At 37.8% G+C, this 21839-nt stretch carries 26 protein-coding genes and 1 pseudogene; 26 read left to right on the top strand and 1 reads right to left on the bottom strand.

The window, feature by feature from the left end; translation table 11 throughout:
• The first annotated feature begins 9 nt into the window (after window positions 1-9).
• The 25 genes and pseudogenes from MKL36_RS15125 (at window position 10) to pyrF (ending at window position 19607) form a co-directional block, all read left to right on the top strand.
• Window positions 10-792: a ParA family protein gene (locus MKL36_RS15125; RefSeq protein ID WP_000057212.1), complete on the top strand. Its 783-nt coding sequence runs from the start codon at window positions 10-12 to the stop codon at window positions 790-792.
• Entirely contained in the window at window positions 789-1676 is an 888-nt protein-coding gene (locus MKL36_RS15120; RefSeq protein ID WP_000023429.1) for a ParB/RepB/Spo0J family partition protein, read from the top strand. The genes MKL36_RS15125 and MKL36_RS15120 overlap by 4 nt, the downstream gene beginning before the upstream one ends.
• A 49-nt stretch (window positions 1677-1725) precedes the next feature.
• Window positions 1726-2361: a MotA/TolQ/ExbB proton channel family protein gene (locus MKL36_RS15115; protein ID WP_000264037.1), complete on the top strand. Its 636-nt coding sequence runs from the start codon at window positions 1726-1728 to the stop codon at window positions 2359-2361.
• 15 nt (window positions 2362-2376) lie between these two features.
• Complete coding sequence (locus tag MKL36_RS15110; protein ID WP_000669686.1) at window positions 2377-2805, top strand: ExbD/TolR family protein; 429 nt, start codon at window positions 2377-2379, stop codon at window positions 2803-2805.
• On the top strand, window positions 2802-4529 hold the full coding sequence (gene msbA, locus MKL36_RS15105) for a lipid A export permease/ATP-binding protein MsbA (protein WP_004835304.1): 1728 nt from the start codon (window positions 2802-2804) through the stop codon (window positions 4527-4529). Before MKL36_RS15110 ends, msbA begins: the two co-directional genes overlap by 4 nt.
• Before the next feature lie 2 nt (window positions 4530-4531).
• On the top strand, window positions 4532-5542 hold the full coding sequence (lpxK, locus tag MKL36_RS15100; RefSeq protein WP_021510830.1) for a tetraacyldisaccharide 4'-kinase: 1011 nt from the start codon (window positions 4532-4534) through the stop codon (window positions 5540-5542).
• A gap of 9 nt (window positions 5543-5551) precedes the next feature.
• On the top strand, window positions 5552-6313 hold the full coding sequence (gene kdsB / locus MKL36_RS15095; protein ID WP_004835301.1) for a 3-deoxy-manno-octulosonate cytidylyltransferase: 762 nt from the start codon (window positions 5552-5554) through the stop codon (window positions 6311-6313).
• An 11-nt stretch (window positions 6314-6324) separates the two neighbouring features.
• A complete protein-coding gene (locus tag MKL36_RS15090) occupies window positions 6325-7305 on the top strand; it encodes a DNA polymerase III subunit delta' (RefSeq protein ID WP_001075416.1) in 981 nt (326 codons plus the stop codon).
• Between the two features lie 11 nt (window positions 7306-7316).
• Window positions 7317-7658 (top strand): PilZ domain-containing protein, encoded by a 342-nt coding sequence (locus MKL36_RS15085; RefSeq protein ID WP_001183024.1) that lies wholly within the window; start codon window positions 7317-7319, stop codon window positions 7656-7658.
• A gap of 17 nt (window positions 7659-7675) precedes the next feature.
• Complete coding sequence (locus tag MKL36_RS15080; RefSeq protein ID WP_000497298.1) at window positions 7676-8449, top strand: TatD family hydrolase; 774 nt, start codon at window positions 7676-7678, stop codon at window positions 8447-8449.
• A 37-nt stretch (window positions 8450-8486) separates the two neighbouring features.
• A complete protein-coding gene (locus tag MKL36_RS15075; protein WP_000375838.1) occupies window positions 8487-9095 on the top strand; it encodes a TetR/AcrR family transcriptional regulator in 609 nt (202 codons plus the stop codon).
• Window positions 9096-9104: 9 nt separating this feature from the next.
• Window positions 9105-9659: a type II secretion system protein gene (locus tag MKL36_RS15070; RefSeq protein ID WP_000841373.1), complete on the top strand. Its 555-nt coding sequence runs from the start codon at window positions 9105-9107 to the stop codon at window positions 9657-9659.
• Window positions 9649-10029 carry a type II secretion system minor pseudopilin GspI gene (gene gspI / locus MKL36_RS15065; RefSeq protein WP_000836911.1) on the top strand — a complete coding sequence of 127 codons (381 nt, stop codon included), beginning with the start codon at window positions 9649-9651 and terminating at the stop codon, window positions 10027-10029. Before MKL36_RS15070 ends, gspI begins: the two co-directional genes overlap by 11 nt.
• Entirely contained in the window at window positions 10029-10730 is a 702-nt protein-coding gene (gene gspJ, locus MKL36_RS15060) for a type II secretion system minor pseudopilin GspJ (protein ID WP_021510829.1), read from the top strand. The genes gspI and gspJ overlap by 1 nt, the downstream gene beginning before the upstream one ends.
• On the top strand, window positions 10730-11689 hold the full coding sequence (gene gspK / locus MKL36_RS15055) for a type II secretion system minor pseudopilin GspK (RefSeq protein ID WP_021510828.1): 960 nt from the start codon (window positions 10730-10732) through the stop codon (window positions 11687-11689). Before gspJ ends, gspK begins: the two co-directional genes overlap by 1 nt.
• Window positions 11690-11918: 229 nt before the next feature.
• Window positions 11919-12515, top strand: coding sequence for a 6-pyruvoyl trahydropterin synthase family protein (locus MKL36_RS15050; protein WP_000908453.1), 597 nt, complete (start codon window positions 11919-11921; stop codon window positions 12513-12515).
• 50 nt (window positions 12516-12565) lie between these two features.
• Window positions 12566-13279 (top strand): uracil-DNA glycosylase, encoded by a 714-nt coding sequence (gene ung / locus MKL36_RS15045; protein ID WP_001177528.1) that lies wholly within the window; start codon window positions 12566-12568, stop codon window positions 13277-13279.
• Window positions 13276-14400, top strand: coding sequence for an enoyl-CoA hydratase/isomerase family protein (locus MKL36_RS15040; RefSeq protein ID WP_001983908.1), 1125 nt, complete (start codon window positions 13276-13278; stop codon window positions 14398-14400). Before ung ends, MKL36_RS15040 begins: the two co-directional genes overlap by 4 nt.
• A 6-nt stretch (window positions 14401-14406) precedes the next feature.
• Window positions 14407-14909: pseudogene (gene tadA / locus MKL36_RS15035) on the top strand (tRNA adenosine(34) deaminase TadA).
• A gap of 69 nt (window positions 14910-14978) precedes the next feature.
• Window positions 14979-15422 carry an SRPBCC family protein gene (locus tag MKL36_RS15030; RefSeq protein ID WP_021510827.1) on the top strand — a complete coding sequence of 148 codons (444 nt, stop codon included), beginning with the start codon at window positions 14979-14981 and terminating at the stop codon, window positions 15420-15422.
• 7 nt (window positions 15423-15429) lie between these two features.
• Window positions 15430-16116, top strand: a complete 687-nt coding sequence (gene cmk / locus MKL36_RS15025) for a (d)CMP kinase (protein WP_000218018.1) — start codon at window positions 15430-15432, stop codon at window positions 16114-16116.
• 104 nt (window positions 16117-16220) lie between these two features.
• Window positions 16221-17894 carry a 30S ribosomal protein S1 gene (rpsA, locus tag MKL36_RS15020; protein ID WP_000140309.1) on the top strand — a complete coding sequence of 558 codons (1674 nt, stop codon included), beginning with the start codon at window positions 16221-16223 and terminating at the stop codon, window positions 17892-17894.
• A 156-nt stretch (window positions 17895-18050) separates the two neighbouring features.
• Window positions 18051-18353, top strand: a complete 303-nt coding sequence (locus tag MKL36_RS15015; RefSeq protein ID WP_000205997.1) for an integration host factor subunit beta — start codon at window positions 18051-18053, stop codon at window positions 18351-18353.
• Between the two features lie 24 nt (window positions 18354-18377).
• Entirely contained in the window at window positions 18378-18743 is a 366-nt protein-coding gene (locus tag MKL36_RS15010) for a lipopolysaccharide assembly protein LapA domain-containing protein (RefSeq protein ID WP_001269278.1), read from the top strand.
• 165 nt (window positions 18744-18908) lie between these two features.
• A complete protein-coding gene (pyrF, locus tag MKL36_RS15005; protein WP_000392933.1) occupies window positions 18909-19607 on the top strand; it encodes an orotidine-5'-phosphate decarboxylase in 699 nt (232 codons plus the stop codon).
• Here the strand turns inward: pyrF and MKL36_RS15000 are convergent.
• On the bottom strand, window positions 19604-20515 hold the full coding sequence (locus tag MKL36_RS15000; protein ID WP_001192280.1) for a lysine exporter LysO family protein: 912 nt from the start codon (window positions 20513-20515) through the stop codon (window positions 19604-19606). The two genes, pyrF and MKL36_RS15000, sit on opposite strands and share 4 nt — an antisense overlap.
• 118 nt (window positions 20516-20633) lie before the next feature.
• On the opposite strand from MKL36_RS15000, the gene MKL36_RS14995 reads away from it, so the two are divergent.
• Window positions 20634-21778, top strand: a protein-coding gene (locus tag MKL36_RS14995) for an IS3 family transposase (RefSeq protein ID WP_085944219.1) whose coding sequence is annotated in 2 segments (ribosomal slippage) — window positions 20634-20898 and window positions 20898-21778 — 1146 coding nt in all. Because the reading frame shifts where the segments join, the coding sequence is not laid out codon by codon here.
• Window positions 21779-21839: the final 61 nt, after the last annotated feature.

Below are 21839 nucleotides of genomic sequence, written 5' to 3'. Positions count from 1 at the left end.
AGGGTTACCATGGCTCAAATTATTGCGATTGCAAACCAAAAGGGTGGTGTTGGTAAAACAACGACTGCAGTAAATCTTGCAGCGTCACTAGCTGTATTGAAAAAACGTGTGCTACTTGTCGATATAGATTCGCAAGGTAATGCTACGATGGGGTCTGGTATTCAAAAGAATGATCTACTTTACTCAATTACGGATGTGTTATTGGGTGAAGTGCCAATCGAAACGGCAATTCAAAAAGCTGAGGTTGGATATAAAGTTTTGGGTTCAAACCGTGAACTTTCTGGTGTCGAGCTTGCCATAGCCGAGCAAGAAGGTCGTGAGTTCATTTTAAAGAATGCTTTGAATGAAATCCGGGACTCATTCGATTACATTATTGTTGATTGTGCGCCTAGCTTAAGTTTAATTACCGTGAATGCTTTAGCTGCAGTAGATGGTGTAATTATTCCAATGCAATGCGAATACTATGCATTAGAAGGTTTGGCAGATTTAACTCAAACAATCGATCGTATTCAAAAAGCGTTAAATCCAGATTTGGAAATTATTGGTGTTTTACGTACCATGTATGATGCGCGTAATGCCTTAACTCGCGATGTATCTGCTGAGTTGGAACAATATTTTGGTAAGAAACTCTACGACACTGTGATTCCACGTAATGTTCGTTTGGCTGAAGCGCCTGCACATGGTTTGCCAGTAATTTATTTTGAAAAAAGTTCGAAAGGTGCAGTTGCATACTTAAATCTTGCGGCTGAGATGTTAAAGAAAAGTAAAGTGAAGAAAGGAAGTAAAGTATGAGCATCAAAAAACGCGGATTGGCGAAAGGTCGTGGTTTAGATGCATTACTTGGTTCAATTCAAAAAGAAAAATTACAACTAGAAGCTCAAGCGCTTGATCATGGTCAGTTAAAGCAAATTGATGTGAAGTTGTTGAAACGAGGTGAATATCAACCACGTCGTTTTATCCATGAGCATGATTTGCAAGAGTTGGCATCCTCTATTGAAAAACATGGGGTAATGCAGCCAATTGTTATTCGTCCTGTAGATGATGAAGCTCATCCTTACGAAATTATTGCAGGTGAGCGTCGTTGGCGCGCAGCTCAAATTGCTGGTTTAACGGAAATCCCTGCAATTGTTCGTGATTTAAATGATCAGGTTGCTATTGCTTTAGCACTTATTGAAAATATTCAACGTCAAGATTTAAACCCGATTGATCAAGCGTTGGCGCTACAACGATTCCATGATGAATTCGGTTTAAGCCATCAAGAAATTGCTGATACAGTCGGTAAAGCAAGAACAACGGTAAGTAATTTATTACGTCTGTTGAGCTTGGCTGATGATATTAAGGAGTTTATGCAGCAAGGCCAGCTTGATATGGGGCATGCTCGTGCCATCTTAACTTTAAAGGGCAAAGAACAACTTGAAGTTGCAAAAATTGTAATTGAAAAAGGATTATCTGTTCGTCAGACTGAGCAGTTAGTACGCGATTGGAACGAGCCTAAACAGGAAAAGGAAAAAGCTCCTGTTGCACCAGACATTGAGCAACTAACTCAGAAATTATCAGAACGTTTTGGTGCCAATGTTAAAATTGATCATAACCAGAAAGGTAAAGGTAAGCTTGTTATTCACTATCATTCACTCGATGAGTTAGATGGTATTTTGAATATTTGTTTACCAGATTAATTCTAAGTTAGGTCATATATTTCTAATTTATATTCTTGGGGAAGAAAATATGTGGGAACTTGTGAAAGCGGGCGGCTGGTTAATGCTGCCTTTAATTTTGTGTTCAATTTTAACCGTCGCAATTAGTATTGAGCGTTTTGTACGTTTAAGACGTTCACAAGTTTTACCTAAAGTACTAATGAATGATGGCAGTGCAGATATTTCTGTTGTCATAACAAATTTGGAACAGGATACTAATGCGCAAAGCACGGCATTGGGCAATATTCTAAAAGCTGGTTTTGAGCATCAGGAACATGGCGAACAATTTGCTCGAGCACAAATGGAAGCTATGGCTTCTCAAGAAATTTCTTATTTAGAAAAAAATATTAACTTCTTAGGGACCTTAAGTGCTATAGCGCCGCTACTAGGGCTGCTTGGAACAGTTGTGGGAATTATTGAGTCTTTTTTGGTTATTGATTTTGGTTCGGCAGGTAGTCCTAGTTTAATGATTCCCGGTATTTCCAAGGCTTTGATCACAACAGCAGTTGGTATGCTCATTGCAATTCCTGCACTTATTTCCTATCGATATTTTCAAAGAGTAGTGCAAGATTATATTGCTGAGTTAGAGCAACAATCGACGCTATTTCATGCCTCATTGTTTTACAAACGTTCTTCAGTCATGCAAGAACATCGCCGCGTTGGTTGATGGGTAGATCGCAATATGAAGTTTAAACGTTCTCAGGTTGAAGACATTCATATCAATCTAACACCTATGATTGATTGTTTATTGTTCATTCTAGTGTTTTTATTGTTATCTACCACTTTTAATCAGCCAAGTCGCATCAATTTAACTTTACCAGATGCACAAGGTGTTCCACCAAAACAGTACGATCATAGAATTGAAGTCGTGGTAGACTCTAGCGGACATTACGCCGTGAATGGTCAGGCGCTATCTACCAAAGATGTGGCTGATTTGAGCACTGCAATTAAGCAAATTGCTCAAGAGCGACGTGACTTTATGTTTATCATTGCTGCTGATGCAAAAGCATCCCATCAGGATGTTATTCGTGTTATGGATGTAGCAGGACAACTCGGTTTTGTTAACATCAATATTAGTACCAAAGTTCCTTCTAGAGGTTTTTCTGAGTGAATCAAGATTTTAAGGTTTATTTACGTCTCATATCCTATTTAAAACCTTATTGGGGCGTGGCCTTATTAGTTCTTATCGGGTTCGGTATGAACTCAGCGACGGAGGTTTCTGTTGCTAAGCTCATTAAATTTATTATTGATGCAATTCAAAATGCGAGTAGAGCGGATCTGGATTGGTTCCCTTTATTAATCATTTTATTGGTATTCTTCCGTGGCCTTGGCCTATTTATGGGGGGGTACTATACGGCTGTGATCTCGCGTAGTTTGGTTTTTAGTATTCGCCAAGAAGTTTATGCAAAACTTCTAAGACTACCGGCTCAATATTATCTCGATAACTCTTCGGGACATATTACTGCTAAAATTATGTATAACGTCGAGCAACTTACAGCTGCTTCATCTGAATCATTAAAGACCATTGTTCGGGATGGCATGATTACTTTGGGGTTATTAGGTTATTTGTTCTATACCAATTGGCGTTTAACAATTTGTATTATGGTGTTCTTACCTGTGATTGGGATTTTGGTGCGTAAAGCTTCAAAAAGAATGCGCAAGCTTTCGATGCAAGTTCAGGACACTATGGGTGATGTTAACCATGTAGTGCAAGAAAGTATTAATGGTAATGCAGTTGTTAAAAGTTTCGCTGGTGAAGAGTCAGAACAAGAGCGTTTTTATAAGTCATCGGAAGAAAACTTAAAACGTGGTTTAAAAATGGTGATTGTGCAAAACCTAAATAGTCCTGTTGTTCAAGTGGTGATGGCTTGCGCAATGGCTCTAATCGTATGGTTAGCATTAAGACCACAAATTTTAGGGAATACAACTGCTGGTGAGTTTGTTGCATATATTACGGCAGCAGGATTACTTTCAAAGCCTGTTAAAAACTTGACAGATGTGAATGAAAAGTTACAACGTGGTTTGGCTGCAGCACATTCAGTTTTTGAATTATTAGATTTACCTGAAGAAGAAAATAGTGGTCAGCTTAAACCTCAGTTGCAAGGTGCAATTCGTTTTGACCATGTTGTACTTAAATATGCTGATGGCACTCAGGCAATTAAAGACTTTTCTTTAGATATTCGCCCAGGTGAAACTGTTGCATTGGTAGGGCGCTCTGGTGCTGGTAAAACTTCTTTAGTGAACATGTTGGTACGTTTCCAAGAAGTCTCAAGTGGTCAAATTTATTTAGATGATTTACCAATACGTGATATTGAGCTTTCAAGTTTGCGTACACAAATTGCGATGGTAAATCAGCAAGTTGTTTTGTTTAACCGAACTGTACGTGAAAATATCGCTTATGGTCAGCTACATGATGCGAGCGATGAAGAAGTTATCGCAGCGGCAAAGGCTGCTTATGCCCATGACTTTATTATGAACTTACCAGATGGCTACGATACTGTTTTAGGTGCCCAAGGTCTAAACTTATCCGGTGGTCAACGTCAACGTATCGCAATTGCTCGTGCAATTTTGAAAAATGCGCCTATTCTCGTTTTAGATGAAGCTACAAGTGCGCTTGATAATGAATCTGAACACTTTATTCAACAAGCATTTGATGAGGCTATGCAAGATCGTACAACGATTGTGATTGCTCACCGTCTATCAACCATTGAAAATGCGGATCGTATTGTTGTGATGGACCGCGGACAAATTGTTGAACAAGGTACTCATCAAGAATTACTTGCTAAGCACGGTGCTTATTATCAATTACATCAGCGTAATTTTGAGGACCATTAAGTATGTCTTTAGCCCAGCTGATCCAAAATGCATGGAATAAGCAATCAAGTTGGTTGATTGTTTTACGTCCTTTGTCTTGCTTGTATCGTGCTGGGTTTTTACTAAATCGTTATCTTTATAGTTCAGGCTTTAAAAAAGTTTATACCGCACCTGTGCCAGTCCTGGTAATTGGCAATATTACGGTGGGGGGAAGTGGAAAAACGCCATTATTAATAGAGCTGGTCAATTATCTAAAGCAGCATAATGTAAAGGTAGGGGTAATTAGTAGAGGCTATGGTGGATCTGGCCCTTTTCCTATGTTGGTAACATCGGCCAGTCAAGCAGCTGAAGCAGGAGATGAACCTGCTTTGATTGTACAGTCAACTGGCGTACCTATGGCAGTAGGACCCAATAGACAAGCTGCAATCGAGTTATTATTAGCATCGACTAAACTAGATTTAATTATTAGTGATGATGGGTTGCAACATTGGGCATTAGGTCGCCAAATAGAATGGATCGTACTTGATCAAAATCGTGGCCTTGGAAATAGAAAGTTATTACCAGAGGGATATTTACGTGAACCTGCGGAACGTTTAAAAACTAGTACGGTAATCGAGCATACTTTCACACCAACAACTACATTGCATATGCATCTTGATGCAGGCCAGCCTTACTTGTTGAATCCTTCTTCGGCAACTGAATTATCATTCAATATTCAAAATAATTACCATGCAGTAGTCGGCATTGGTTTTCCTCAGCGCTTTTACCAAACACTTAAAGGTTTAGGGGTGAAACAATTTCAAGAGCATGCTTTTCGTGATCATCATGATTACAGTATTGATGATCTCATTTTTAATGATGATTTGCCGATCATTACAACAGAAAAAGATGCTGTTAAATTTTTACCATTACTTGAAAAACATCTAGACTTTAAACGTTCTATCTGGATCGTACCTGTTAAAGCTGTTTTGTCTACAGAGTGCTATCAGATTTTAAATCAACAATTGCAAAAGCTTGATATTCAAATATCTTAGGAAGAAAAAATGAAACATATCGTCATTCCAGCACGCTTCTCAAGTTCGCGTTTGCCAGGTAAGCCATTGTTACTTATTCATGATCGTCCTATGATTTTACGAGTAGTAGATCAAGCAAAAAAAGTTGAAGGTTTCGATGACCTATGTGTAGCAACGGACGATGAACGTATCGCTGAAATATGTCGTGCAGAGGGCGTTGATGTTGTTTTAACAAGTGCAGACCATCCATCGGGAACAGATCGTTTAAGTGAAGTTGCTCGTATTAAAGGATGGGATGCTGATGACATTATTGTAAACGTACAAGGCGATGAGCCATTACTGCCAGCCCAGCTTGTTCAGCAAGTTGCAAAGCTTTTGGTTGATAAGCCAAACTGTTCAATGTCTACATTATGTGAGCCTATTCATTCGTTGGATGAATTTCAGCGTGATAGTATCGTAAAAGTAGTCATGTCTAAACAAAATGAAGCATTATATTTTAGCCGTGCAACGATCCCTTATGATCGAGATGGCGCTAAGCGAGACGAACCAACTTTACATACTCAAGCATTTCGTCATTTAGGTTTATATGCTTATCGTGTGAGCTTATTACAAGAATATGTTACATGGGAAATGGGTAAACTTGAAAAGCTCGAGAGTCTTGAGCAATTGCGTGTTTTAGAAAATGGACACCGTATTGCTATTGCTGTAGCAGAAGTGAATTTACCACCAGGTGTTGACACTCAAGCAGATCTTGATCGTTTAAATAATATGCCTGTTGAGTCTTTTGAGTAAGCGTTAATTTAATGAATCAGAATGTGACTTCTAAGGTTTATCCGTGGCAACAGACAATGTGGGAAACGTTAACAACACGTTTTCCTAATATTGGGCATGGCTTATTATTTTATGGTAAACAAGGTTGTGGTAAACATGCTTTTGCTAAGCATTTCTTAGCGTGGGTACTTTGTTTAAATAAACAACCTCAAGGTGCTTGTGGTGAATGTAGTAGCTGTCAATGGTTAAAATCAGATACGCATCCAAACTATGTTCATATCACGACAGATGAAGAAAATAAAAAACAGAATGCAAAAATTAAAATAGAAAAAATTCGAGATTTATTGCCATTTGTACAACAAACTGGTGAGGGATGGCGTGTTGTTGTTATTGAGCCAGCTGAAGCTTTAAATCTTGCGTCATCAAATGCGCTGCTAAAAACCTTAGAAGAGCCAGGTGAACGCGTCGTTTTAATCTTGTTGGCCGATCATTATTTGAAATTACCGGCAACCATTCGAAGTCGCTTACAGCATTTTGCTTTAGACCGTATTTCATATACAGAAGCCACATCTTATCTAAATGAACATTTAGCGGAAACAGCATCTGTACCACCTGAATTATTGCTAGGCCTTTCTAATGATATGCCTTTGCAAGCAGTTGAAATTGCGACTAGTGATTGGTTTGCTAAAAGACAGTCTTTTTTAGAAGATTGGACTAAAGTTGTAAATCAAAAAAATATGCCTTTATTTTATTCGGCTAAATGGCAAAAAGAACTCAACTTTAGTGATTTTATGATGCTTCTTGAATACTTGTTAGGGGATTTAATTTGTGTCAAGCTCAATCAACCACAGAAAAATATTGATTTACAGTTCGATCAATTAGCGCAAAACTATAATTTAGAAAGCTTATTCAGTCTTTATGAGGAATTACAGCAATCTAAAAGATTAGTTGAACAGAATGTACAAACACAACTCATCATAGATCAACTTTTTATAAAATTAATGAACGTTTAAGGGGAACACTAATGCAACCACAAATGGGTGGAATTATTCAGGTCAATATTCCAGATAGAGCAACATTGCAAGCAAGTTATATGGGATATGTACAAGGTGGGGGCTTGTTTGTACCATCAAAGCAAAAAGTGAAGATGGGCCAGGAAATTTTTATTTTAGCTACGTTACCAGAACAATCACAAAAAATTCCTTTAACTGGTAAAGTAGTTTGGATTTCACATAAGCAAAGTGGATTTAAACCGCAAGGTTTCGCAATTCAATTGAGTGGTGATAAAGGAATTTACTATAAAGCTGAAGCTGAGCGGATTTTAGCTGGTAGTATGTCTTTAGATCGCCCAAGTTATACCATGTAAGCAGATAGGAAAGAACAGTGTTTGTTGATACCCATTGCCATTTAACAATGTTAGATTTAACGCCTTATAACGGTGATTTAGATCTAGCACTTGCTGCTGCGCGAGCAGAAGGTGTTTCTAAGTTTATGGCAATTTCAGTTGACCTTGATGATCATATTGCTTTAGCTGAAATCGCAAAGCGTCATGAAGATGTGGGGTATACGGTAGGCGTACATCCGTGTGAGGATGTTGATACTATGGCTCGAGCAACGACTGAGTATTTGACTGAATTGGCTCAATCAGAAAAGGTGTGGGCTTTAGGTGAAACAGGTTTAGACTATTACCACAGCACTGACTTTATTAACGAGCAAAAAGATTGTTTTGCTCGTCATATTCAAGCCTCTAAAAATGTTAAAAAACCAGTAGTTGTTCATACACGTTCAGCAAAACATGATACGGTGGATATTATTCGAGCTGAACAATCTACACATGGTATTTTGCACTGTTTTACTGAGGACTGGGAAACAGCAAAAGCTGTATTGGACTGTGGTTACTATATTTCCTTTTCAGGAATTGTTTCATTTAAAAATGCTCAAGATCTACGAGATGTAGCCAAGCAAGTTCCTTTAGATCGGCTTTTAATTGAGACAGATAGCCCTTATTTGGCTCCCGTACCATATCGTGGTAAAACGAATGAACCAAAATATGTACCTTATGTAGCGAAAGCACTAAGTGAGGTATATGATAAGCCAGTTGAGGAAATTGCAAGAATCACCTCGCAGAATTTTGAAAATTTACTTAAAGCGATTTAACTTATAGAAACTATATAAAGAGAGTAATTGCGTGAAGATGGACCGTCAAGCTCAGTTCCGAGCAAGAGAAGCATTAATATTTCAAGTTGCGGAACAGTTGTTGTTAGAAAATGGCGAAGCCGGAATGACACTTGATGTGCTGGCTGCTGAGCTTGATTTGGCAAAAGGTACTTTGTACAAGCACTTTCAAAGTAAAGATGAATTGTACATGCTGTTAATTATTCGTAATGAGCGCATGTTACTGGAAATGGTTCAAGATACTGAAAAGGCTTTTCCAGAACATTTAGCTTTCTTTATGTTGCATCATTTGCACCATCCAGAAAGAACAGTGCTGTTTCACCAAATTGAAGAAAAGCTTTCAATTACTGCCCAAGGTGTGCACCATCTTTTTAATGAACTTTACCAAGTGAGAAAGCAGCGCTTACGTATTATTATTCGTATGACTGATCATTATTTAGAGTCAATCCAGAGTCATATGACAACACGAGATTACTTAGCTTCAATTTGGTCACTCACTCATGGAGCTGCTGCAATTCTGAATTCAAGCTTTTATCAACGTTATTTGGGTTCAAGAGATACTTTACGAGTAGCCTATATTGATCAGGCATTAGCCTTACCCAAACAAGCAGTTGAGCAGTACGCTTAATAGGTCGATATGAAATCGAATCTACCATTTCAATCACAAAAAGGCTTTACCCTCATAGAAGTGATGGTAGTCATTGTGATTATGACAATTATGACTTCTCTGGTTGTATTAAATATAGGTGGTGTCGACCAAAAAAAAGCAATGCAGGCGAGAGAGTTATTTTTACTCGATTTGCAGAAAATTAATAAAGAATCGCTCGATCAATCACGTGTATTGGCTTTAGAAACTCATGGTGAGACAGATGTCTCACCATTTTCTTATGAACTTTATGAATATCACGATCAAAGCACTTTACAAGTACAAGATATAAAAAACCGTTGGCAGAAATATACTGAGTTTAAAACACGGCAACTTCCTGCCCATGTTTCTTTTTCAGTACAACCCTTGGATGACCAGAATTATTCTAAAGCTAAAAATACAGATTTGATTGGAGGACAAACGCCTCAACTCATCTGGTTTGGCAATGGAGAAGCTAAAACCGTTAAAATACAATTTTATTTAGAACAAAAACCGATTGGTTCGGAAATACAAATAGATCACTTGGGTAAAATAAATGAAATCTAAAGGCTTTACCCTCTTAGAAGTTATGGTTGCTTTGGCAATCTTTGCTGTCGCAGCTGTTGCTTTAACTAAAGTGGCAATGCAGTACACTCAGTCCACTTCAAATGCAATTTTGCGAACTAAAGCTCAGTTTGTAGCAATGAATGAAGTTGCTATGATGGAGATTAATCAAGAATGGTTGCAAGGAACTCAAAGTAAGCAAGTAACTTCCCAAGGTGAAACTTGGCAAATTGATAAGTCAGCTCAATCTACTATTAGCCCGAATGTTCAAAAAATTGATTTACAAGTGAGTTTGTATGATCCGGATAAGGGAAAAGTACAAAATGGCATTACTCATATGGTCTTTTTTAATTATCCAGTGAAAGCAAAATAATGATAAAAAATAAATATATTCACATCCGAAGCTTTTCTTCTCGCCTTGCAGCACGATCGAGCAGTGCTCGATTAACTCGCGCCTCAGGATTTACTTTGGTTGAATTGTTAGTCGCGATCGCTATCTTTGCGGTTTTATCTTTATTGGGGTGGAAAATTTTCGATTACTTGCTCAAAGTTCGTGATCGTAATGCCGAACATGAAGTGCATTTATTTGAATTACAAGATGCTTATCAACAAATTCTTCGTGATACTTTGCAGATTATCCCTTTATCCGCAAACCAAGGTGGGCAACTTCATCCAGCTTTAGAAATCGATAATCAAATTCTACGTTTTAGTAAAGCTGGGGTAACAGATCCTTTAAAACAAGGCTTATCACCATTTGAACGAATTGAATATCGTTATGATGCAGATCAAAAAAAACTATATCGTCTTAAATATACAAATTTAAATACTTCGAACAGAGAGCAACCTTTATCGAGTACTTTGTTAAGTCAAGTCGACCAATATCAGATTATGGTTTTGACTCCGCAAGAAGTCACAAAATGGCCCGAGGTTAATATTGATCCAACGAAACCTAATGAGTTAAAAAAATTACCGAAAGGGATAAAAATCCAACTTACAGTCGCTGGTGTAAATTATGAATGGATTTATAGCTTAAATCAGGGTGACTTATTGCTTTCACAGGAAGGTAATTCATAATGGCCGTTAGTTACAAACACCAACAGGGTGTCGCTTTACTGACAATACTTATTATGGTTGCCTTGGCTACAATTTTAGCAGCTTCTATTGCCAAGCATCAAAATAATACTATGGAAAATACAGCCTACTTAATGCGCCAAAATCAATCTTTGCTTTATGCAAAAAGTGCAGAAGCCTTTTTTTCAGAATTATTAATTCAAGATACAAATAATGCAGGTGGAGTAGATCATTTAAAAGAGACATGGGCACAACCTATGCCTCCGTTTCCTATTGAAGAGGGTTCAGTATCTGGTCGTTTGCTTGATGAGTCTGGTAAATTTAATTTAAATAATCTAACTAACGGGGAAGGCATTGTAAATGAAGATGCTAAAAGTTGGTTTGAACGTTTATTGGTACGTGTGGGATTACCAGCCGAATTAAGCCAAGCTGTGATTGATTGGCAAGATCCAAATGATGAGCCAACTGGGCCAATGGGGGCAGAAAGTAGTTATTATGAAGGTTTGGATCCAGGTTACATGGCTGCGAATACTAAATTCCACCGTATTGAAGAGTTAAAGCTAGTGAGAGGCTTTGATGGAAAAAAATTTGATCTAATTGCTCCATATATTTCTGCTTTACCAGAAAATTCGAAGTTAAATATTAATACTGCTTCGCCATTGGTTTTAGCAAGTATGGATGAAAAATTAGATATAGGAGCTATTGAAAAAGAATTGCAAACACGCCAACAAAATTTAAAGTTCTTCCAAAATGTAGATGAATTGTGGCAATTGAATGCTTTTTCAGCGGTTGATAGTCAAAGGAAAAATCAAGTAAATAGTCTTATTGATGTTAAATCCAGCTTCTTTCAAGCTCAGATTGAAGTTGTTCTAAATAATAGGAAGCGACAGTTTACTAGTGCTTTAATGAGAAAAGATAAGCAAGCATATGTTTATTCAAGAAGCATGGCTCCATTTAACTAAATAAATTTATTGATATTTTTTCTGAGTCTGTAATACTTGAAACTTATTAATAAAAGGGATGAGTTCATACTTCTGTATAGGCAGTATTTAAAGTAAAAATCAATATCTTCAAAATTTCTTCACATCTCTTATCATACTTTTTGCTAATTGTTTCTATTTGAAAAGTGGTGCGAAGTTTTTATCTTTTGCTTTATAATAATGTTCTTAGAAGGAATGATCGATTTGGCACATGTTAATTCGTAAGTTATTTAAGTTTGAAAATGCACACGTTGTACGTAACTGTACATCGGATCGTTGTAAGCGATCCATTCATGGGCATAGTTATAAAGTCGAGTTATTACTTAAAGCTTCGAAATTAGATCATGGACAAATGGTATATGATTTTGGGCTGTTAAAAGGCGTAATTAAAGACCTTTTTGATAGCTTTGATCATGCGATTTGTTTCTGGGAAAAAGATGATCCGCAATATATTGATGCTTGTAAGACTTTTAGCGCGCGTTGGATCTCTTTACCAGTTTCGCCATCTGCTGAGCAATTTTCTCGAATCTTTTTCTATTTAGCTCAGCAAGTATTACAATCTACTGTTACCCAAAATGGGGAAGGTGATGTTGAAGTCTATTCAGTGATTGTTCATGAAACCGATACAGGTTATGCCCAAAGTTTTCTTGAAGATATTCAAAATGAACAAATGGGGCTGTTAAACCTTGAGGGAATTATTTTTTCAGAACAAGTCCAATCTGAATGGGCTGATCCAAATATGTATGAAAATTTAAAACAAGGGATTAAGTTTCATAATCCGCATGTTAACTTACAAGTAGAAGTGTAAGTTAACTTCCTTTTGTTTGTAGAAATGAAAATTGATCTAGGATGACATTAATGCAATTAACTGAGCAACAGCAAGACAAACTCAGTAAAGTTCAATTAGAAGAAAGCTGGAAAAGATCATTAACTCCATTTTTACTGAGTCCTTATATGGATAGTTTAAGAGACTTTTTGTTTCAACAAAAACAGGCTCAAAAAACAATATATCCACCAAGTAAACAAATATTTAATGCTTTAAATATTACGCCGTTAGACCATGTGAAAGTCGTTATATTAGGACAAGATCCATATCATGGACCAAATCAGGCAAATGGCTTAAGTTTCTCGGTTCAAAGAGGGGTTGCATTACCACCATCTTTACGTAATATTTTTCATGAACTACATACAGATTTGGGTGTGCCAGTTTCTCGTCATGGTGATTTAACCAAATGGGCTGAGCAAGGCGTACTTTTATTAAACAGTGTACTTACTGTAGAAGCAGGGCAACCCACATCACATCAAAAACAAGGTTGGGAAGAGTTTACTGACGCAGTAATTGATGTTTTAAATGAACAACGTGAACACATTGTTTTTATTTTATGGGGTGCTTATGCACAACGTAAAGGACAACGTATAAATAGAGAAAAACACTTGGTTTTAACTGCTGCACATCCATCGCCACTTGCGGCTAATCGTGGTGGTTTCTTTGGTTGTAAAGTGTTTTCCAAAACAAATCAATATTTGAAACAACATGGCATTGAGCCCATAGACTGGCAATTGGACGCATGATGAACTCTCCCAATGTAAATAGCTATCATCCGGATTTGGTAGTTGAAGAAGCGAAAAATGGTTGGCGTATTGTACGTTTGAATCGACCTAAATCATTACACGCTTTAGATGAATCAATCGTAACGGCTCTATTACGAGTATTTGAAGACTTCCGTGATGATGAGCAAGTAAAAGCAATTTGGTTGGACTCGACTACACCAAAAGCATTTTGTGCGGGTGGAGATGTACGCAAATTACGTCAGCTGGTAATTAATCAGGAAGTAGAAACCGCAAATAAATTTTTCCAGCAAGAATATGCTTTGGATTTATTGTTACATAACTATGCTAAACCGGTTGTTGTTTGGGGTGAAGGCTATGTAATGGGTGGTGGTTTAGGCTTGTTTATGGCTGCACCTTTCCGTTTGGTTACACCATATTCACGTTTGGCTATGCCTGAAATTAATATTGGTTTATACCCTGATGTTGGAGCAAGCCGTTTCCTTGCTGACCGTGGGCAAATTGGTTTATTTACTGGTTTGACAGGTTCTATTATGACGGCTGCTGGGGCATATAGCATTGGTTGGGCGACGCATATTTGTGAAGCACAACGTGATAATGTTCTACAGAAAGTACTCAATATTAATTGGGCTCACTATCCGGCAGGTGATTTCCGTGCAATCGATGATACTTTAAATAGTTTACATCGACCGGTTGCAGCAGGGCCATTACAAAATTCGTTAGACGTTATACATAGTGTTTGCCGTGGTTCAAGCTTTGAACAAGACTATCAAGCGATCGTCAGCTTGCGAGATGCAAGCAGTGACTGGTTGCGTCAAGCGAGTGAAAACTTACAAAAGGGCTCGCCTAGTACGGCAGCAATTACTTGGTTGTTATGGCAATGGGGTAAACAAGTTCATTCTTGGGATGAAGTTTTTGATTTAGAAGCGCAAATCTCTGAATGGAAAATTCGCCATCCTGACTTTGTGGAAGGCGTACGTGCTCGTTTAGTCGATAAAGATTTATCGCCAGAATGGAAAGCATGTGAAGACCTTACATTACGAGGTATTTTGGCCGATGATCCACCGATCACGACGATTGATAGCTGGAATGCATTACTTAGACAATATGGCGTAGTGTCATAATCAATAATGTCTAAATTTAGTGATGAGTATTGGATGCAGCTTGCTTACGAGCAAGCTGAATTAGCAGCCAAGCAGGGGGAAATTCCTGTAGGAGCTGTAATCGTGAGTCAAAACAAGTTAATTGGAGCTGGTTTTAATGCTCCAATTGGTTTATCTGATCCTACGGCTCATGCAGAAATTCAAGCTATTCGTGCGGCTTGTGAGTCATTGAAAAATTATCGTTTACCTGAAGATGCGACTTTGTACGTTACGCTTGAGCCGTGCACAATGTGTGTGGGAGCATTAGTACATGCAAGAATTAAACATGTCGTATTTGGAACAACAGAACCTAAAGCTGGCTCACTCGTGAGTGCACGTCAATTATTAGAACATGGTTATTACAACCATAAATTTACTTTTGAGCATGGATGTTTACATGAAAAATGTGCTCAACAGTTAAGTCTTTTTTTTAAGCAAAGACGTGAACAAAAGAAACAAGAGAAACAACAAAAACGTCCTTAAATGATTAAAAAATGTCATGAGGTTATGGCACACTAACGCCGTTTCATTGACATGATTTATTTAAATAAGGAACTTTCATGCGTAATGTAATTACTATACAAAAAGAATTTAATGCTCCTCTTAGTGATGTCTTTAACCTGCTTTCTAAACATGCAGCTTACAACACTGCATTTGCTCCACTACAAGTTGTGCGTGTTAAAGATTCGGCAGATCCTGAAAGACCTGATGGAATGGGTTCTGTTCGTCGTATGGGGTTTGGCGTGATTAAACCACTTAAAGAAGAAATCACGCATCTCGAAGAAAACAAACGTATTGAATATAAACTGATTGATAATCCTCTAGTGAAACACCATTTAGGTCGAATCGAGTTCTCAGAAATTACTCCTTATATTACTTTAGTTACGTATCGTATCGAATTAACCGCAAAAGCTCCTGTTGTAAGTAAATTAATTCTTGCACAGCTAAAACTAGCGATTACACTAGGCTTTTCGAGATTAGCTAAAGCATTTGCTTCTTCGTGAGAGTTCAATGACAGTTCAAATTATTACTATTGATGGTCCGAGTGGTTCGGGTAAAGGAACATTAGCGGCGAAACTTGCTGCGTATTATCAATTTCATTTACTTGATTCGGGTGCCTTATATCGTTTGTTAGGGTTGTCATTACATAAACATGATTTATTGGAAAAATTAGATAGCCATTTAGATGAGTGTGTTAACTATGCTCGTCAGCTTAATATTAAGTTTGAAACCTCGGCAGAGGGAACATTAGTTTTCCTCGATGGGGAAGATGTAACCCAAACTATCCGTACAGAGCGAGTTGGAGAATATGCATCTAAAGTTGCAGCAATACCAGAGCTCAGACAAGCACTCTTTGAGCGCCAAAGAGCATTTGCACAAACTCCGGGATTAGTTGCAGATGGCCGAGATATGGCAACATCAATTTTTCCGGAAGCTAATGCTAAAATTTATTTGACTGCTTCAGCTGAGTCGCGTGCTGAGCGAAGAGTAAAACAGTTGCAGGGTATGGGGCTAGATGCTAAAATAAACGACATTTTAGCTAATATACAAGCGCGTGACAAAAGAGACATGGAGCGAGAAGTAGCTCCTCTCAAGCCAGCCGCAGACGCTTATATTATTGATAGTTCGGAATTAACGATCGATCAAGTATTTAAGTTGATGGTTGATTACGTCAATAGCCGTACTGTTAGCAACTAAGATTATCAGTTGACGCATAGCTTGATCAGTCTATAAAGACTATGTTGATACTTAACTAAACCGGCCTTGTCTGATCCAAGACCGCTGACTTTATCAGGTATATCATGACCGAATCTTTTGCAGCCCTCTTTGAAGAAAGTGAATTAAACCTCAACGTTGAAAAGGGTGCAGTCATCCAAGGTGTTGTTGTAAACATCGATAGTGACTGGGTTACTGTTGACACTGGCCTTAAATCTGAAGGCATTGTTGACCGTGCTGAATTTTTAAATGAACAACGTGAACTTGAAGTTCAGGTTGGCGATACTGTTGACGTAGTTGTTGAAGCTCTTGACAACGGTATGGGTCAAACAGTTTTATCACGTGAAAAAGCTAAACGTGCTGAAACTTGGACTAAACTTGAAAAAATCTTTGAAGATGGCGAAATCGTTACTGGTGTTATCTCTGGTAAAGTTAAAGGCGGTTTCACTGTTGACATCGGTCCTGTTCGTGCGTTCTTACCAGGCTCATTAGTTGACACTCGTCCTATCCGTGACACAACTCACCTTGAAGGTAAAGAGTTAGAGTTTAAAGTAATCAAGCTTGATGCTAAACGTAACAACGTTGTTGTATCTCGTCGTGCTGTTATGGAAGCTGAATCTTCTGCTGACCGTGAAGCATTACTTGCTCAACTTGAAGAAGGTCAAACAGTTACAGGTACTATCAAAAACCTTACTGATTACGGTGCATTCGTTGATCTTGGCGGTATTGATGGTCTTCTTCATATCACAGATATGGCTTGGAAGCGTATCAAGCACCCTTCAGAAGTTGTTGAAGTTGGTCAAGAAGTTACTGTTAAAGTACTTAAGTTTGACCGTGAACGTAACCGCGTATCTTTAGGCCTTAAACAATTAGGCGAAGATCCATGGTTAGCGATCATGAGCCGTTACCCTAAAGGTTCTATCGTTAAAGCACGTGTTACTAACTTAACTGACTACGGTTGTTTCGCTGAAATCGCTGAAGGCGTTGAAGGTTTAGTACACGTTTCTGAAATGGACCACACTAACAAAAACATCCACCCATCTAAAGTTGTTCAGATCGGTGACGAAGTTGATGTTATGGTTCTTGAAGTTGACGAAGAACGTCGTCGTATCAGCCTTGGTATCAAACAAACTCGTGCTAACCCATGGGAAGAGTTTGCTAAGTCTCATGAGAAAGGCGAAAAAGTTTCAGGTACAATCAAGTCTATCACTGACTTTGGTATCTTCATTGGTTTAAATGGCGGTATCGACGGTCTAGTTCACTTGTCTGATATTTCTTGGAACGAACAAGGCGAAGAAGCTATCCGTCGTTACAAGAAAGGTGACACTGTTGAAGCAGTTATCTTGTCTGTAGACGCTGAAGGTAACCGTATCAGCCTTGGTATCAAGCAATTGAACAGCGATCCGTTCAATGATTTCTTAGCTGCTAACGAACGTGGTGCTTTAGTTAAAGGTACTGTAACTGCAGTTGATGCTCGTGGCGCAACTGTTAAGTTAGCTGACGAAGTAGAAGCTACTCTTAAAGCTTCTGAAATCAACCGTGACCGCGTTGAAGACGCAACTAAATTCTTAGAAGTTGGTCAAGAAGTTGAAGCGAAAATCATCAACGTTGACCGTAAATCTCGCTCTATCAACTTGTCTATCAAAGCGAAAGACGAAGCTGAAGAGAAAGAAGCAGTTGCTAACTTGCGTACAGCATCAGCTTCTCAAGACAATGGTCCTAAGACTATTGGTGACTTGATCAAAGCACAAATGAAGTAATAAGTTAACAAAGTACAGTTTCATGTAACGAAATTGTACTTTTTATACAAATTACTGTAAACGGTAGCGTAGTATTCAACATACTGCGCTACCGTTTTGTATTTAAACAGGTTATTATCAAACGACTTAGAGTAGTAATAAATAACGAGGTCGTAGATGACTACTGAAGCTCTTAATAAGTCTGATTTGATTGAACGCATTGCGCTAAAAAATCCACACTTGGCTGAACCATTGGTGGAAGAAGCGGTTAAGATTATGATTGACCAAATGATCGAAGCTCTTTCGTCTGACAATCGTATTGAAATCCGTGGTTTTGGTAGCTTTGCATTACACCACCGTGAACCTAGAGTTGGTCGTAACCCTAAAACAGGTAAGTCAGTAGATGTTGCAGCGAAGGCTGTTCCACATTTTAAACCAGGTAAAGCACTCCGTGATGCAGTGAATGAATCTGGAAAATAAATAAAACTCATAAGTGGGGTGCCTATGCGTTATATTCTAATTGCATTACTCATTATTGTATTTGGCTATTCTTTAGCACTTGTTTTGCAGAACCCAACAGAACTTCCTGTTGATTTATTATTTACTCAAGTTCCTGCAATGCGTTTAGGTTTATTATTGTTGCTTACCTTAGCGCTTGGAATTGTGGTTGGGCTTTTATTAGGTGTACAAGTTTTCCGAGTTTTCCAAAAAAGCTGGGAAATCAAACGTCTCCGCAAAGATATTGATCATTTGAGAAAAGAACAAATTCAAAGTGCTCAATTGGCGGCAGCAGAAGCAGCTGCAAATGTAAGACATGAAAAAACTGTTGTAGATATTTATCCACAAGATAAAAACTCTACTCCTTTATAATTTTTGCTACTACTCTTTATCTCGTCATAAAGAGTAGTATTTTCCCTTCTATATTCCTCATTATCCTTCTAGTTTAAAATCACTATTTCCTCATTAAGAACTTGGTTCAATAGATTTCTTTATTACTGGCTGACTTGTCTATTATAATAGCGCTGATTTTATGTGATGGAAGAAAGTCTCTTGAGTATCATTGTTGCGTTGGACGCTAAAAGCCAATATGACGCTTTAAAAATTGTTGAACAACTTGATCCTACTTTATGTCGCGTAAAAGTAGGTAAAGAGCTTTTTACTCATGAAGGCCCATCTGTTGTAAAAAAACTTCAAGAAGAAAGTTTCGAAGTTTTCCTAGATTTAAAATTCCATGATATTCCAAATACGACGGCTCAAGCTGTATGTGCTGCCGCAGACTTAGGTGTATGGATGGTTAACGTACATGCATCAGGTGGCCGTAAAATGATGGAAACCTGTGTGGAGCGTTTAAAAGCAGGTAATTATCAAACACAATTAATTGCGGTAACAGTTTTAACTTCAATGGGCCGTGAAGATTTAAAAGATATCGGGTTAGATATTGAACCTGTAGAACAAGTTAAAAGATTGGCGAAACTTACTAAAGAAAGTGGTTTAGATGGTGTAGTTTGTTCTGCTCAAGAAGCTAAAATTCTTCGTGAGTTAATCGGACAAGATTTCTCTTTAGTTACTCCGGGAATACGTCCTGAGGGTAGTAATGCAGATGACCAAAAACGTATTGTAACTCCGAAACAGGCAATGCTTGATGGGTCTACACATTTAGTTATTGGTCGTCCGATTACTAAAGCAGAAAATCCAACTGAAATGTTGAAGTCAATTCTTGCTTCAATTGCTTAAAAGTTTAAAAACACAGTAATTAAAAGTGGAGCGAGTAGACTTAAGAGTAAGCCGCTCATCATGGCATGTGGTACATAATGTGTACCACATGACTGTTTTACCATTGCTAATGTTACATCCATTGAGGTAGCGCCAGCACTTGAAATTGCTGGACGTGGAAACCGCCAACCCATGGTATACATGAGTAAAATTGCAACTATCTCTCTAAATAGATCTGTGAGCAAGGCAATCCCACCTAACTCAGCTGAATGTAGCTGTGTAAATAAAATACCTGACATTGAATACCAACCATAGCCTTGGCCCAAAGCTAATATTTCATTAAGTGTAAACTCATGACCAAGTAAGGAATAGTTGAGAAACCCAGCTAAGCACGAGCCTATAAAGGCGGCCAAAGGTACAATAAGAATTTTCCAGCTTAACCATGTGCGATTAAAATGAGTAAAAGCAAGTTCGATTCCGATTAAAAAAATAAAAAGTAATAGTAAATACCAACTATTAAAGGGAATATGTGTATGTAATTGGGTAAGAAGAATTCCTAAAATCACGCCTATTGTTAAAGCTAGAAATGCCTTGGCAATATTTTTTAATGCATTCATAAACAGTTGAAGTGAAATTTTCCCTTTAACACTTTCTTTATCAAAAATTGTATAGGCGAATAAGCAAGTAAAAAAAGAACCAAGAGAAGTGGTTAATGCAATTAATAGAGCAGGTGGAAGTATAGTAGAAGGATTATCAATTTGGTCAAGGGCGAGTGTTAGTTCTAAAGCTACACTGGTTAGTAAAATATAAGAAAAATAAGGCAGGATTTTAAAAATAAAATGCCGAATATTTAGTGAGAGTTTAGGACCTAGAAAATAACCAAATGCTAATACAAGAAAAATTTGAATAATGAGACTAACGGACTGCATATAATAATAGATAGATTGTTATCAACCTATCTATTATGTATTAGAGGTGGATCAGGAAATTTGAACAACACTTATAAGTGATATTTTGCTCCCCAAATGATGTTATAAACATCAATATATGGAGTATTTTATGGCACGTAGACCAAGAAGAAATCATTCAAATGATTTTAAAGCTAAGGTAGCACTTGCTGCGATTAAAGCAGAAAAAACACTTGCTGAATTGAGTGCTGAATTTGATGTTCATCAAAACCAAATTATCGACTGGAAAAATCAACTGATTTCAGCTTCCTCGCAAGCTTTCGATCAATCAAAAGCTCCAACAGAACCACCCATCGATCTAAAAAAACTACATGCAAAAATCGGTGAGCAGGCATTAGAAATTGATTTTTTAGAAGGTGTGTTGAAGAAACTGGGCCGCTTCAACCACAAAAGTTAATCGATGACTCACTTCAGATTTCAGTATCTAAGCAAGCTCAGCTGCTGAAAGTCTCCCGTGGTTGTTATTACTATCGCCCAAAACCTGTGAGTGCATCAGATCTGAAGCTGATGCGGTGTATGGATGAGTTACATATGCAATACCCTTTTGCAGGTAGCCGTATGATGCGTGATTTGTTGAATCGTCAAGGACATCATATAGGACGACGTCATACACGTACTTTAATGAAGAAAATGGGCATTAATGCGTTATATTGCAAACCAAATTTAAGCCAGGCTAATCAAGCTCACCGCAAATATCCATATCTGCTCAAAGGATTGGCTATTCAGCGCAGTAATCAAGTGTGGTCTACGGATATAACGTATATCCCTATGGCAAAAGGCTTTGTTTATTTATGTGCTGTGATTGATTGGCATAGCCGCAAGGTACTTGCGCATAGAGTATCGATTAGTATGGAGGTTACATTTTGCATAGAAACATTAAATGAAGCTATTGAAAAATATGGTCGACCTGAAATATTTAATACAGACCAAGGCAGTCAGTTTACCAGTGATGCATTTATTGATGTATTGAAATCAAATGACATCCAAATCAGCATGGATGGTAAAGGTCGATGGGTTGATAATGTGATGGTTGAACGATTATGGCGGAGCGTTAAATATGAAGAGGTGTATCTCAAAGCCTACAGCAATGTTTTGGATGCGAAGAAGCAATTAAACGCATATTTTGAATTTTATAATTTGAAACGACCTCATTCGAGTCTGGACAAAATGACTCCAGATGAGTTTTACTATGACCAGCTACCACAACAAAATAAGGTAGCTTAACTAGAGCAGAGTATCACTTATAAATAAGCTTTTAGTTGTTCAAACATGTGGGACCACCTCT

The organism is Acinetobacter sp. AOR12_HL (genome assembly GCF_027855275.1).
GTDB lineage: Bacteria > Pseudomonadota > Gammaproteobacteria > Pseudomonadales > Moraxellaceae > Acinetobacter > Acinetobacter baumannii.
This window is presented reverse-complemented; position numbering and strand designations above follow the sequence as displayed.